The following is a 14,711-nucleotide window of genomic DNA, read 5'->3' on the forward strand; positions in this document are numbered from 1 at the left end:
CAACTCAGCTTGGCCTTATTCTGCTCGCCAATAGGAGTAAGCTAATGCACGGTTTAATTGCTTGGTTTACCCGTAACCATGTGGCGGCTAACTTACTGATGGTGCTGATAGTTGGCCTTGGTTTATATTCCGCCAAGTTTCGCCTGCCGCTAGAGGTATTTCCCGAATTTGAATTAGACATGGTGAATGTCAGCATTGCCCTACCCGGTGCCAGCCCCGAGGAAAGCGAGGAAAGCTTAGCCATTCGCATCGAAGAAGCCATCAGCGATATCGAAGGCATCGAGCAAATCACCTCAATATCGCAAGAAGGCGCAGCCCGAGTCAGCGCCGAAATTAACTCCCGCTACGATACTCGTGATGTGATGAGCGACATCAAATCACGCATCGACGCCATTAATACCTTTCCCAGTGACGCCGAACGCCCGGTGGTAAGCCTCAGTCAATTTAAACGCGAAACCATCACCGTTGCGGTATCCGGCGAGCTAGCCGCAAAAGAACTGCGTTTGGTGGCCGAAAGCGTTCGCGATGAGTTATTACAACTGCCGGAACTAAGCCAAGTAGAACTGGACTCGGTGGCACCCTACGAAATATCCATCGAAATATCGGAGCAAAAGCTACGTGAATACGGTTTAGAGCTGAGCCAAGTAGCGCAAATTATTCGCCAAGCCTCGCTAGACTTATCAGCCGGTTCGGTGAAAACCCAAGGCGGTGAAATCTTATTGCGCACCAAGGGTCAGGCCTATTTAGGTGATGAGTTTGCTGATCTATTAATTATTAGCCGAGCCGACGGCACACGGATCCGCCTGTCTGAAATTGCCAATATCGTCGATGGTTTTGAAGAAACCCCCATCATTAATCGCTTTAATAAAAAGCCCGCGGTGATGATTGAGGTTTATCGAGTGGGTGACCAAAGTGCCATCGACATCTCCGATGCGGTGAAACAATTCATTCAAGATAAACAGCCTTATTTGCCGCAAGGTGTCAGCTTAAACTATTGGCGTGACAGCTCCAAAATTGTCAAAGCGCGGCTAAATACCCTAAAAAACAGTGCTATTCAGGGCAGCATTTTGGTGGCCTTATTGCTGGCGCTATTCCTACGCCCCGCCATAGCGCTATGGGTGTGTATCGGCATACCAATTAGTTTCATGGGTGGCTTGCTAGTGATGCCGGCCGTGGATGTGACGATTAATATTATCTCACTGTTTGCCTTCATCATGGTGCTGGGGATCTTGGTCGACGATGCCATTGTTACCAGTGAGAATATTTATACCCACCTAAAGGCTGGAGAGAAACCGCTTAGCGCAGCGATTAAAGGCACTCAAGAAGTGGCGGTGCCGGTGACCTTTGGGGTATTAACCACGGTTGCGGCATTTTTACCGCTGATGATGATTGGCGGCGTGCGCGGAGAAATTTTTGCGCAAATTCCCTTAATTGTTATTCCGGTATTGTTGTTCTCCTTGGTGGAATCAAAACTGATTTTGCCCGCCCACTTAAAACACATTAAGCCGCCCAGCAAACAAGCTGGACGCTTCACCCGTTGGCAAAATAGCTTCGCCAATGGGTTTGAAAGTGCCATTTTAAAGTTTTACCAACCGGCATTAAAACAGGCACTCGCCCACCGCATTACCACCGCAGCCATCGCTGTTGGAGTTTTCATTGTGGTGCTGTCTCTGGCCACCTCGGGATGGATCCGTTTTGTCTTTTTCCCGAGAGTACCCAGTGAGACGGCCCGTGCTAGCCTAGTCATGCCAGCGGGCACGGCATTCAGCATTACCGACAACTATGTAAACCGGATTCTTGATGCAGCCCTTACTCTGCAGCAAAAATACCGAGACCCAGACACTGGCGACAGTATCATTCTCAATATTCTAGCCACCAGTGGCTCCGGCGGCGGTAGCGGCAGTGGTCAAAGTAACCAAGGCCGAGTGGTATTTGAAATTGAGCCACCTGAAACCCGCAGCTTAGAGATTAGCAGTACCGAATTAGTACGCGAATGGCGCCAGCTGATCGGTAATTTACCGGGTACTGAAAGCCTCAGCTTTCGCGCCGAAATGGGCCGCGGAGGCTCGCCTTTAGACATTCAATTTAGTAGTAACGATTTTGCCGCGATGGCGCAATTGGCAGACTTAACCAAGCAAAAGCTGCAGCAATATCCAGCCATTTTCGACGTTGAAGACAGCTTGGCAGACGGCAAAGTTGAACTGCAACTCAATATTAAACCTCAAGCCCAGGCTTTGGGCTTAACTTTAAATGACCTGGCCCAGCAGGTAAGAAGCGCCTTTTTTGGTTATCAAGTGCAACGCATTCAGCGCGGCCGCGAAGATGTGAAGGTGTATGTACGCTATCCTGCTAGTGAGCGCCAATCACAATACAATTTAACCAATATGTTAATTCGAACTCCCGATGGCGCTGAATTACCCTTCAGTGAAGTCGCTACGGTGCAAGCCTCGCAAAGCCCCGCCACCATTACTCGTATTGACCGCCTACGCACCCAAAATATTCGCGCCGACGTGAACAAACAGCAGGCCAATATTGAAGTCATTAAAGCGGATTTACAGCAATGGCTGCAGCAGCGCATGGTGGCCTTTCCTCAGGTGAGTTTTAGCTTAGAAGGGGAAGCCAAAGAGCAACGCGAATCCTTTGCCAGCCTAGGCGTTGGCCTGTTGTTCGTACTGTTCGTGATTTATGCCCTATTAGCCATTCCCTTTGCCTCCTACTGGCAACCCATAGTTGTGATGTCTACTATTCCTTTTGGGGTGGTGGGTGCCATCTTGGGTCACATGATCATGGGCATGCCTTTAACCATTATGAGTATGATGGGCATGCTGGCGCTTACCGGGGTGGTGGTAAATGACAGCTTAGTCCTAGTGGACTATATCAACCGGCAACGACGTAAGGGCGTGGACATTATGGTGGCGGTGGCCTGTGCTGGGGTGGCACGTTTTCGGGCGGTAATTCTCACCTCTCTCACCACCTTTGCCGGTTTGATGCCGCTGATTTTTGAAAAGAGTACCCAAGCCCAATTTTTAATTCCAATGGCCATCTCGCTGGGCTTTGGCATCATCTTCGCCACCCTGATTACGCTCTTGGTGGTGCCAGTAAACTACCTGCTACTAAATGATGCTCAGCAAGCCTTGATCGCTTTTAAACGCTGGTGGTTAGCTGCTTTTAAAAAGCCGACTCGCCCATAAAAAAGGCCCCTTAGGGGCCTTTAATATCAAAAGCTTGGCCTATTACACCATGCTATGGCTTACCATTTGTTCGCCTTGCTCTATCGCCTCTTCGATGTAACTTTGCGCCTTGGTTTTATCTACCCCAGCCAGCTGACATAGCGGCTCGGGCAAATTATTGGCCACCATTTCGGCACTCAAATTGGCATTTAAGGCATGGTGAGCAAAAATGGCCAGGCGGATCAGCACCGCAGGGCGGGATACTTCTTCATAATCCATAGGGTTAAGCTGCTGCTCAATGGCGTCGGTAATCACCGGAGAAAAATTCCAACGGCGAGCCAATTCTCCCCCAATTTGCGCATAATCTAAACCCAGTGTTTGACGTTGCGCCGAAACCCGAGTCTCGCCACTTTCTAAACACAGCTCAATTAGACCGGCCTCTTCAGGCGTGGCACTAACGATCAGTAGTTCACCGAAGTTATGCAACATGCCGCAGGTAAATGCCGTATCGGGCTCTATGTCACTGCACTTGGCCAAGGCTTGGGCCAATAAGGCCACGTGAATAGCCTGTCCCCAGAACTGTTGTTGGTCAAAATTTTTGCTAGGCATCATGCCATTTAAACCGGCGGCCACCACCAGCGAGCGCACCCGTTTTAAGCCAAGCCGAATAGCCGCTGCTTCAATCGAGTCAATTTGCTTCACACCACGAAAAGCAGCCGAGTTAGCCATTTTCAATACGTTTGCGCCTAGCGACTGGTCAGTTGATAGCTTCTTGCCCAGTTGATGCAAGTCGACATTCTCGTCATTAATGCTGGTTAGCAACTCCTGCATAATTTGCGGCATCACTGGCAGTTTTTTAACCTGCTGGAAAAAGGCTTCCAGTTCCATGACTTACTCCCTAGAAAAAGATAGTGAACCATAAACATTGGCTCTTATCGCTTTATCATCGCCTTGAATGGTAGTTTAGCTTAAGCAATAAACTGCGCTTGAATTGATGATTTGAGACGAATAAATATTAAGAATAGTTTGACCTGATAGCCATCGAAAATACAGTAAACAACGCACAAAACGGCAGGAAAGATAAAATATTAGAGGCCTTAAAGTGTAAGCTTATATGAACAAGGGTAAAAGCAAATAAACTTACAAATCAGCACATTAAATTATAGGCTTTATCACTAAGCAGAGGCTTACCTAGCCCTAAGCTTGCATTTATGCAACAAAATGAGCTGGAACTTCACCACTTAATACCAATTCACGTAACTGGTTAGCGCTCACCTGGAACCAAGCAAATTGGCGCAGATGCTCGTCTTCAGACATGCCAATGGTTCCCGCCATGAAATTTCTAGTGAGGCCATACAAGTAAACACAAGCACTGGTTATCGCTTGGTCGTCCCATTGACTACCATTGTCAATGAATGAACGTTTCATTCTTGACACTATGATGCTGCGGTTCCAATTTTCCAGTGCTTTAAAATCTTTATCATGGGTAAACAGCTCATGAAAGCTAACCAACATGACCTCTGTTTCGGGCAAGGCTCGCAATTTAATTTGGGCACTGTCTTTGTATTGAAGAATATTGCCAACTTGCTGTTGGAAGTCTTGCTCTACTACCACCTGCTGGACTTTAATAAACCAACGGTGCGCCAAAGCAAAGAAAATCGCCTCTTTGTTTTTGAAAAAGCGATACAGGGAAGCAATATCGATTTCAGCATATTTAGCAATCAAGTTGGTATTGACCGAAGCCATGCCTTGCTCTTGAATCAAACATAGGGTGCTATCTAGAATATGCTCAACTAGTCGTCTGGTGCGAGCTTGGCTGGGTTGTTTACGCATAGCCAAATGCTCAGGTACGACATAGTTTTCCATAAATAACCCTCGTTGCTCATCAATTCCAATTAGATAAACTGATAAAATCAATATTTATTACTGCTATCATTGTGATAACACAGCAGCTTATACTCTACCTTTTGCAACTTCACAACTATATCGCCGTACATCTGTGTATAAGATTTGTAAAGAAAGGAAACTTAGCCCTCGACAATGGCTCTAGTTATGCAACAATTAAAGTCAATTTGACTTGTTAGTCAAAACTTGTAATTAGTTATTCATGGAGACGAACTTGGACCGCTCGGCCGAAGATTTAGTAACTTGGTTTCGCCAGTCTGCCCCTTATATTAATGCCCACCGAGGAAAAACTTTCGTAGTCATGCTCAGTGGTGAGGCCAGTAGCAGCGATAACTTTACCAACATTATTCAAGATATTGCTTTGCTGAAAACCCTAGGCGTAAAAATCGTCTTGGTGTGTGGCGCCAGGCCACAAATTGACAGCCTGATTGCAGCCCATCAACACAGTTGTCTTTTCGCCGGTGAACAACGCATTACCGATGAGCGCAGCCTGAACATCATCAAACAGGCGGTTGGCCAAATTCAAATGGATATCGAAGCTCAGCTGTCTATGGGCTTAGTTAACTCTCCACTGCATCAAGCCCATATTAACGTTGTGCGCGGTAATTTTGTGGTGGCTCAACCAATAGGTGTGGAAGACGGTATCGATTTTCTACATACCGGTAAAGTACGTCGGATTAACCACCAAAGTATTAAGCGTCAGCTTGAGCATGGCGAGATTGTTATGGTCTCGCCTCTTGGCGTATCAGTGACCGGCGAGCTATTTAATATCTGCTCGGAAGACATCACCACTGAAATCGCCGTTTCCCTAAAAGCCGACAAGGTTATCTATTTTTGTCCAGAGCAAGGGATCCATGATGACGCAGGCCACTTAGTGAGTGAGTTGCTGCCGGATACGGCTCATCAGTTAATGGCCTCGGAAGCATTTTTAAAACATACCGATAAAGATACGCTGCGATATCTACGAGCTGCCATTGAATGTAGCGACCGCGGCATTGAGCGCTGCCACCTTGTCAGCTATCAACAAGACGGCGCTTTACTCAAAGAACTTTATACTCGCGATGGCAGCGGCACCCAACTGGTACAATACAGTTACGAGCGGATCCGCGAAGCGCGTTTAGATGATATTAACGGCATTATCGAATTAATACGCCCCTTAGAAGAGCAAGGCATACTCGTTCGCCGCTCGCGTGAGTTACTAGAAATGGAAATCGACCGTTTCACCATTGTTGAACGAGACGGCATGATCATTGGCTGTGCCGCCCTGTATACCTTTAACAAAGAAAACATGGGCGAGTTGGCTTGCTTAGTTAGCCACCCTCAATATCGCCAAGCCAGCCGTGGCGATAGACTATTACAGGCCATTATTAAACGTGCTAAACAACAGGGCTTAAGTAAGCTGTTTGTGCTTACCACCAAAAGTATTCACTGGTTTAGAGAGCGTGGTTTTGCCTTAGCCAACTTCGAAGATCTACCTACCGAAAAACAAGCAATTTACAACTTGCAGCGGCGCTCAAAGATCCTCTTTATCAACATTGCTTAAAAAAAAACCAGCTCACAAGGAGCTGGAAAGCGACAAACATAAGAAAATAAGGAAGCGCACGCTAAGCTAGTGCTTAGCGTGCAGGGTAGTGCTTAGAAGTCGTAACGTGCGGCAAAGTGGAATTCATCTTTGGCATCATCAATTTGATTCATTTGATAAGCAGCCACAATGCGTAGTTGTTTAGTTAAGTTATAACGACCTTCGATAGTGTAGTAGTCTACTTTATCGAATTTAGCGCCATCGTTTGGCTCTAACTCAGCTTTGTTCCACATCGCTTGAGCGCGGAAGTTTTTAGTAAACTTGTAGCCCACTACCATTTCGTAACCAGTGTGGTCACCTTGGCTATCTGCGCGGTGCTGTTTAAAGCCTTTGTTGTTAGTTCCTGTAGCGTAGTTAGCTGCAGCGTATACACCGTTAGCGTCGTAATTCACACCGAAGATAGCCATTTTGCTGTCGTCAATACCGTCAGCATTATTCGCTACGTTATAACCAGCACCTAAACCAAAACCGAAGTCAAAGGTGTAGGCCACAGCAATGCCGTAGGCTGAGTTATCTTGGCTAACGCCATCTTCTTTTTCATTGTCGTTAAACTTGTAAGATACATGCACGTCTACGCCACTGAATTCACCAGCGTATTTCAACACGTTGTCAGAACGGCCAATGCCTTCTTCGCGGCTAGAGCTAATACCTAGAGCGCTGTTACCGTAAGGGCTAACGTAGCTGCTATCGGTCCAGTCGGCGATTAATTCTAGAGCACCGTAGTTACGGCCAAAGGTAAACTCACCGTAGTTGCCGCCAAAACCAGCATAGGCTAAACGCGTTTTGGTTTTAGAAGCGTCGTCACCTTCATCATTGTTTTCTAGTTGCAACTCATAACGCGCCAAAGCGTAATTGGTTTCGTCAATGTTTGACTTAACTTTAGCGCCAAAACGTACGTATTGGTCAGAACCGAAGTTATCAGAACGACCTTCATCATCGCCGGCAGTATAACCAGCGTATACGCGACCATATAGATCAACCGAGTGTTTATCATCTTTATAGACTTTGGCAGCCTGAACAGAACCAGAAGCCGCAGCGATAGCTAAGGCGATAATAGTAAGCTTTTTCATTTTAATCCCTAAAATTATGTGAACCAACTCAACAAAAGTTGAGCGAAATCTTAGGGGTAATAAATGACAATTAGGTGACTGAAAAATTAAAGATAAATGACAGAGGAACTTTAGCGCAAGGCGCCAAGTGACTAATATTTAAACAACTATTAGCATGAGTTAGTTTATAAAATAGCTTAAACCCCTTGCTAACCGCGGTGAAAACTAACCATAGAAGACAACATCTAAGCCGCCAGCACAAGCTAGTGAGGCTCACAAATCCGTTCCGATGAGAGCTTGGCTAGTGCGGCTCAGCCATATAAGGGAATATACTTTGTACAACGAACTCCCGATAAAAACCTAAACTGAATTTATCGGGAGATGCACCCGGTGATTTAGAATGCTTTAAACTGATTACTTATCACATCATAGTGATAACCAATACTTTCTAAACGACGAGCGAGCGAGCGCTCTTCAAAACCAAAAGTAAGCGCCAAATCTTCCAAACTATCGCATTCTAAGCGTAGTTTCTCGTTAACTATCCCCAATAAGATGTTGGCATCAAGATTTAACATGTAGCTAGCATCCATTACGCACTCCCCTGTTCAATTAAGGCTTCGTGGTAATTTCAGCTTAGTTAAAGTTTTAATAATTTTGTAGCCGCGAGCTCTAGCAAAACGTTAATTTTTTTTCGCATCTCTCTCAAAACAAAAAAGCTTGGTAAATACCAAGCTTTTTTTATCGATAGATTAATTTTAGAAATCAAACTGTTCGCGCATTAGTGCTTCATACTCAGTACAACCACCCACGTGTTTTTCATCAACAAAGATCTGCGGTACCGTCTCAACCGGTTTACCCACAGTTTTTTCCAAATCAGCTTTAGAAATACCTTCGGCATGAATATCCACATAACGGTAGTTATAATCCTCGTGCGCTTCGCTTAGCTGTTCTGCAATCTGTTTAGCACGAACACAAAAAGGACAACCAGGACGACCAAAAATTACTGCAAACATAGTTAAACTCCAAGGAAACAAGATTTGCCTATACTATACCGACTAAATGCAATATAAAAAAATTGAATATTTCGTTGTAAGTAATAGGTCATAACTATTAATCAAAATAGCGGTTAGCCGTCAATCTTGCCCTTGTAACAAACTGAGCAAACGCGCTTTAAACTGCTCAGCAAATTCGCGTCGCATGCTCTGGCTGACGATGGGTTCAACACAATTGACGGTAACCGTTAAGCCCTCCGCCAGCGTCTGAGTACCCAACCAAAAAATGGAACCCATAAGGTGCTGAGCAGCGGTAAAGTAATATTGCTGAGCCTCTAAGCCTTGTTCTCGTGAAGCCGCAAACAAGTGCTCAATATTGCCCAAATTAGACAGATGAATACAATTAAAACGCCCGGCCACGAGTTGCATATCTTGCTCCGTACGAGAAGCTTGTTGCCGCCACCAATCATCATTGCACGAGATAAGGTGCAACCCCGTCGCTACCTGCTGTTGATATAAATGGTGGATCCGCTTAGCCCGCTGCCAAAAATCGTCATCATCAAAGCAAGCCACATTAAAAGAAAACATCGACACGTAACAAGCCAACTCTTGCTCGTCAACGGCTGGCTCGATAATTGGCCGTAGATTAGCATTCCCTCCCGCACTCACCGAATCAGTTGGGATTTTAGCTAACGCTAAAGCGGTTTCTATAGCTACAGCGTAAAGCAATATAGTTAAACTCAATTGATGAGCGCGCGCCAACTTAAGCAGCGCGCTGGTTTGGGCCGCTTCAAAACTAATGAGTTGTAATTTGTTACGAGACTTTAGGCTCACTTCACTTTGTACCAACCACGCCTTAGCTTGTTTGCTAGAGAGGGGGGCGCAAAAAGGGCTGCCACCCTGCGGAGGCATTTGATGATTCAACGCTTGATGAACGCTAGGCCGTAGCGCTAAACGCTTCGGCTGAATGGCGACTTTCTGTAATAATTGCTGGTGGTAACTTAACCATTCAGCCAGCAAGGCGGAAGCCGAGAGGCCATCACAAATGCAATGATGAAGACTAATGATTAAAGCTGATTGCTCCGCCCCAACTAACAAACGAACTCGCCACAACGGCCCTCCCACCAACAAAGGCTGATTGCTTTGCTGCTCCATGAGTTCAGCCAAACTTGGCTGAAATGCTTGCGACTCAAGGTAATCAACCTTCAACTCAAGCGGAGCGGAACAGTTTTGCCAACGCCAGTGCTGTGCATCGCCTTGTAAACAGAGGCTCAAAAAGGGATGTCTGGCTAACAATAGTTGATGAATCTGCGGCGCTAAATCTGCATTAAGTCTGCCTTTTACCACTACCGCATTCACCACCAACATTGCCCCACTGCTGGTTAAACTGGCAAATAAAGACTCCGTATGGCCTAAAGCTCTAATCGTCATCAGGGCTCCTTATGTCAGAAAAATTGTTATAAATTCAGCGTACTATCTTTACACAGCTAGTGGCTTCACTTTCATAACCTGGATCACCATAGCTAACATTAAACACAGCCCCATCACCGTAAATATGATCGCCATTCCATTTGTGCTCGGCAACAAGATACTGGTTAGCAAGCCAACAGCTAGCGCGGTTAAAGTCATTTGGCTAGTACCACTTAAGGCCGAGACCGTACCCGCTTGCGATGAAAACTGCGCAAACAAGCCAGATTGCGAGATAGGATAAATACTGCCAACGCTAGCGCTAATCAAGCTCATAGCAAATATGACCCACGATAGCTCATTCCCTTTAAGCAACAGTATTAAGGTGGCGATAAAAGGCAAAGTAGATGCCAAGGCTAAGACCTGCAATTCTGACCAGCGGCCATTATAGCGCCGAGTGAAGGCGCTACCTAAGGCCAAGCCCGGCGCTGGAATAATCATCACCAAGCCATAACTATCGGCGCTTAAGCCAAAGTCGTGCTGCAATACAAAAGGCGCGCTGCTAATCATATACATCAAGCCGATACTGGCGATCCAGGCTAAGCAAGAGTAGGCGATAAAATGTGGATTCAACGCCAACTCAAGATAGTTACGCATGACGCGTTTAAATTGCAAATGTGGCCCCGGCTTGGTTTGTGTCTCAGGTAAGTATTTAGCCGCTGTCATCATGACGATGCTCACCACTGCACCAATGATGAAAAATATATAATGCCAGCCCCAATAGGCGGTAACGACGCCGCCCACCACCGGGCCAACCACTGGTATAACCGAGGCAGCCATTCCCAACCAAGCAAAGCCATGTTTTAACCCTAGGCCGCGATAGCTGTCACTAATGAGGCAGCGCGCGAGTATTTGGTTACTGCCAGCCCCCAAACCTTGAATTAACACGCCCAACATTAATAGATTAAGGCTATTTAGGCCGAAAAAAGTCAGCAAATTGCCGCTTAAGAAAATACTTTGACCACACCAAAATACTCGGCGTCTGCCAAAGCTATCGGCTAAGGGTCCATAAACCAGCTGTGATAAACCCAAGCCAAGAATGAAACACAGAATCAAGCTCTGAGCTAAGTGCTCTTCTACCGCAAAATGCACCGCCATCTGCGGTAAGGCCGGAGCGAGTAAACCATTGGTTAACTGAGAACAGGCCATAAAAGCAATTGAAAAAAACAAGGGAAGGCGTGCTGCACTCACTCATAAACTCCTTAACTAATATAAAAACCCCGCAAACTGCTGCAAAAAACACCTCGAAAGGTCAACAGGCCCCAAACACAGCAATTGTAAATAAAAGTCAGAAGCGGATAATCATTCAATAAAGACACGGTTTATTTCCCACAGAGAAACAATAAACAGAGAGCAAGGTATGGATTGGCTAAACGTAGTGAAAACCTATGTTGCAGTTGTAGAAAGCAATAGCTTTGTTGTTGCTGCAGAGCGGATTGGCATCACCACCTCGTCTTGCAGCAAACGTATTTCTTGGTTGGAAGCGCAGTTACACTGCCAATTGTTATTAAGAACCACTCGGCGCATTCGCACCACCGAGCAAGGTCAGCAGTTCTACTTGCAAAGTTGTGACTGGCTAAAGCAATTCGATAACATGCGACATCAGTTAAAATTAGACGAAGGATTAAGCGGTAGCCTCAGTATTGGCGCACCCGCCGTTTCTGGTAGTTCTTATGTCACGCCATTAATCGCCTCATTCTTACCCGCACATCCTCACCTCAGAGTGGAGCTAATTGAGACTGAAGCTGGCATCATTCCCGATTTATCTTTAGACATAGTGATAAGCCGTCGCTTAGAGCACTTTGATAGCACCAGTTACCGTATGCTGCACCTGTTTGACTACGCTGTAAAATGCTTTGCTAGCCCGCGCTTCCTTGCCAAGCATGGCAAAGTCACCAGCGCCCAGCAGTTAACCCGCCTTCCTCTGCTGTTAGTACAAGGACAAATTCGCTCTGGTGGTGTGAAGTTAAACGATGGCACAGTGCTTAACCAAACACCTCAATTTATTACGCACGATCCAATGGCGGCGATACAAGGCGCGGTACATCATATGGGAGTGGTATTGGTCTCTGAAGATTTGGTTCAACAGCAGTTACTGGACGGTAAATTAGTCGAAGTGGTACCGGGGCTATTATCCGAGCAGCGCAGTGTTTGCGCTTATTACCCCAATCAACGCTTTGAAAACCCGAATACCGCCGCCTTTTTGCAACACCTGCGCCAACAAACTCGGCCAGTAGGCTAAGCACTACTGGCCGCACACCAGTTAACTGATGTTTATTTGTTGTTTTTGTTGAGGCTCAGGCTGCAATTTGGGGGCTCGCAACATCAATAAACCATTCACTAATTCAGCGCTAATGTCTTTAGCCTGAATGGCTTTGCCTACATTAATGTTACGTTTAAAAAAGCCACTGCGGCGTTCTTTACGTAATACGTTGTCGCCCTCTTGCTGATGTTCTTGATTAATTTTTGCTTCAATACTAAGTACACCATCCTCTAGGTGAACTTTAATATCTTCCTTAGCCACACCGGGCAATTCAGCCACAAATAAGTAGCTGTCTTCTTTATCAATGATATCAACCCTAGGTTGGAAAAACGCTTCATCGCCAACTTTAAAAGCGGGGCTGAAGAAGTTGTCCCATAAGCTATCGCGGTCAAACCAAGGGTCTCTAGGTAACATGTTCATCATATGCTCCTTAGTTAAGGCCTACACTAAAAAACACCTCCTACAGAGTAATTTTAGCTGCTCTTTATATGCCCATGATTAAACGACAGAGACAAAAACAGCTCACTTTGACCCAAAGCAAAAGCCGAGCAAAAATTTTTTCAAGCTACTTTAATGGGGTATAAATTTTGCCCATTGACTAAACCGGCAAAAAAAAACCGCCAGCATCAAGCTAGCGGTTTTGGGGGATGTAACAAGCGTGAAAATCAAGTCACGAGTATCTGAAGGCAACTACCGATGTAGTTTACTCGGCCGCTTCAACATCGGATTCACATTCTTTTGCATCAATGTCTTCACTGACAGGAAGGCGAACAAAAAAGCCTTTTCCAGTTGCAAAACAACGCATCGTTTGTTGTTGATCTTGTTCCATTACGATAAATCTCCTAAGTTGTTGCAAGGGTGAAATCCAAAAATTTCTGTTTATATTAATCTATTGCCACTTGCGTAAGTAAGGCTAGCTAGTGAATAAAAATTTCACAAGAAAAATTTAAACTGGCTATTAAATAGCCTACTTTTTCTTGATCCAGCTCAGTCTTGCGGCGAGTAATTTATAGGCTTTTTTCAAAAATGTGAAGTACTAATTCTAAACTTTGCGGATCCAGCGCAAAACCCAAAAATAAAAAACATTATAAAACAACAACTTAAAAATCATATAAAATCCCCAAAAATCCATTTATAGCTTTAGTGAATATTAAAACCGTGGCTAGTTACAATTAGCTATATTTGGTTTTCACGCCAAAAATAACGAAAAGAGAATCAAGGACTTATAAAAAGATTGTCGACAACAATTACGATTGAATATTTATTCAAAAACATCGTTAGTAACAAAAAAGATAATTTATATTAAAAGCGACAGCCCAGCCATGCTGCGGCCTAGCGACGTTTTATCGTAACCAGATCAAATAGTACCCATAAACCGATAATGGTCACGGAAACGGTCGCCCCGTACTCGAGATAGATATGAATGTATCCTAGGAAAAAACTGGCTGCAGGAAGCAGAAAAACCAGTATTAAGGCCAACAACAAATAGCCCAAAGCGTACCCCCCCATTTTTTTGTTTAAGTATATCGCTTGGAGGAAGCTGCAAACAACTATTCGAAGTAAGATTTTAATTTAAACTGCACGTGGCCATCTTTCCATAAAGTGGTATCGATATGAGTCTTGCAGATCGCGCAAAATAACTTGTTAGACAAGGTTAAATGGCTGGAAATCCGATTACCCTTGGCGCGAAACAGCAAGTTATCTTGCGCCTGCCAACGAAGCCCTCCTCGCCAATTAGCTCGCCAGCGTGGCACATTCTGATAACGTAATAACAGTTGCTGCTGTTGCGCGGGAAGTTCAGCGGAATTGGAGTACACTTCACTAGAAGCCAACTGTTGCTGTTGTAACCAGCTAACTTTGCTGAAAATAGATGCGGTAGTCGGTGGTTGAACTAATTCTTTGTCAACGGCCAGTTCTAATTTTAGAGCCGAGTTTGCTAGTACCAAGCATGGCCAACAGAGTAACGCTAATATAAAGTATGGAACTCTCCTCATATCCACCTCTCCTATAGCTAAGCTTGCAAAGAAAGGCTCACTCGCCCTTCGACCCTACAAAACTTACGACTATATATAAAGGATAGTCGAGCAAGCTAGATCTAGCTATTCACCGACAAAAACCAGGGAATTCACCGCCCTCACACTTTACATTCTGCTAACGTTTAGACACCTAGGTATAACCTATCGCTCCGATAAACTTTACAAATTGGTTCGACCAATAGAAATAAGCGATACTTTTATCCAAAGTTACTTGACTGTTGAGCTGTAGTTTTCTTTCATATCAGGC

Annotated in this window: 13 protein-coding genes; 3 read left to right on the plus strand and 10 right to left on the minus strand. The window is 45.2% G+C overall.

What is annotated here, in order from left to right; translation table 11 throughout:
• The first annotated feature begins 44 nt into the window (after positions 1-44).
• On the plus strand, positions 45-3,191 hold the full coding sequence (locus AR383_RS10690; RefSeq protein WP_055733121.1) for an efflux RND transporter permease subunit: 3,147 nt from the start codon (positions 45-47) through the stop codon (positions 3,189-3,191).
• Positions 3,192-3,233: 42 nt separating this feature from the next.
• Here the strand turns inward: AR383_RS10690 and AR383_RS10695 are convergent, their stop codons facing one another.
• Entirely contained in the window at positions 3,234-4,058 is an 825-nt protein-coding gene (locus tag AR383_RS10695; RefSeq protein WP_055733122.1) for an HDOD domain-containing protein, read from the minus strand.
• Between the two features lie 321 nt (positions 4,059-4,379).
• Positions 4,380-5,036, minus strand: a complete 657-nt coding sequence (locus AR383_RS10700) for a helix-turn-helix domain-containing protein (protein ID WP_157051701.1) — start codon at positions 5,034-5,036, stop codon at positions 4,380-4,382.
• Between the two features lie 241 nt (positions 5,037-5,277).
• On the opposite strand from AR383_RS10700, the gene argA reads away from it, so the two are divergent.
• Positions 5,278-6,618: an amino-acid N-acetyltransferase gene (argA, locus tag AR383_RS10705; protein WP_055733124.1), complete on the plus strand. Its 1,341-nt coding sequence runs from the start codon at positions 5,278-5,280 to the stop codon at positions 6,616-6,618.
• 92 nt (positions 6,619-6,710) lie between these two features.
• On the opposite strand, the gene AR383_RS10710 is transcribed toward argA, so the two are convergent.
• From AR383_RS10710 to AR383_RS10730, 5 genes are all read right to left on the minus strand, one after another.
• Complete coding sequence (locus tag AR383_RS10710; RefSeq protein ID WP_055733125.1) at positions 6,711-7,727, minus strand: porin; 1,017 nt, start codon at positions 7,725-7,727, stop codon at positions 6,711-6,713.
• A gap of 374 nt (positions 7,728-8,101) precedes the next feature.
• A complete protein-coding gene (locus tag AR383_RS10715; protein WP_055733126.1) occupies positions 8,102-8,296 on the minus strand; it encodes a DUF4250 domain-containing protein in 195 nt (64 codons plus the stop codon).
• Between the two features lie 165 nt (positions 8,297-8,461).
• Positions 8,462-8,719, minus strand: coding sequence for a GrxA family glutaredoxin (locus AR383_RS10720; RefSeq protein ID WP_055733127.1), 258 nt, complete (start codon positions 8,717-8,719; stop codon positions 8,462-8,464).
• Positions 8,720-8,839: 120 nt separating this feature from the next.
• On the minus strand, positions 8,840-10,129 hold the full coding sequence (locus AR383_RS10725; RefSeq protein WP_055733128.1) for a phthiocerol/phthiodiolone dimycocerosyl transferase family protein: 1,290 nt from the start codon (positions 10,127-10,129) through the stop codon (positions 8,840-8,842).
• 48 nt (positions 10,130-10,177) lie between these two features.
• Positions 10,178-11,356 (minus strand): MFS transporter, encoded by a 1,179-nt coding sequence (locus AR383_RS10730; protein ID WP_055733129.1) that lies wholly within the window; start codon positions 11,354-11,356, stop codon positions 10,178-10,180.
• Between the two features lie 169 nt (positions 11,357-11,525).
• On the opposite strand from AR383_RS10730, the gene AR383_RS10735 reads away from it, so the two are divergent.
• Entirely contained in the window at positions 11,526-12,407 is an 882-nt protein-coding gene (locus AR383_RS10735) for a LysR family transcriptional regulator (RefSeq protein ID WP_055733130.1), read from the plus strand.
• 21 nt (positions 12,408-12,428) lie between these two features.
• Here the strand turns inward: AR383_RS10735 and AR383_RS10740 are convergent, their stop codons facing one another.
• The 3 genes from AR383_RS10740 to AR383_RS10745 form a co-directional block, all read right to left on the minus strand.
• Positions 12,429-12,851: an Hsp20/alpha crystallin family protein gene (locus tag AR383_RS10740; RefSeq protein ID WP_229711212.1), complete on the minus strand. Its 423-nt coding sequence runs from the start codon at positions 12,849-12,851 to the stop codon at positions 12,429-12,431.
• A 280-nt stretch (positions 12,852-13,131) separates the two neighbouring features.
• Positions 13,132-13,257: a hypothetical protein gene (locus AR383_RS22450; RefSeq protein WP_257720918.1), complete on the minus strand. Its 126-nt coding sequence runs from the start codon at positions 13,255-13,257 to the stop codon at positions 13,132-13,134.
• 721 nt (positions 13,258-13,978) lie between these two features.
• Positions 13,979-14,422 (minus strand): hypothetical protein, encoded by a 444-nt coding sequence (locus tag AR383_RS10745; protein WP_055733132.1) that lies wholly within the window; start codon positions 14,420-14,422, stop codon positions 13,979-13,981.
• Positions 14,423-14,711 lie beyond the last annotated feature (289 nt).

The organism is Agarivorans gilvus (assembly GCF_001420915.1).
Lineage (GTDB): Bacteria > Pseudomonadota > Gammaproteobacteria > Enterobacterales > Celerinatantimonadaceae > Agarivorans > Agarivorans gilvus.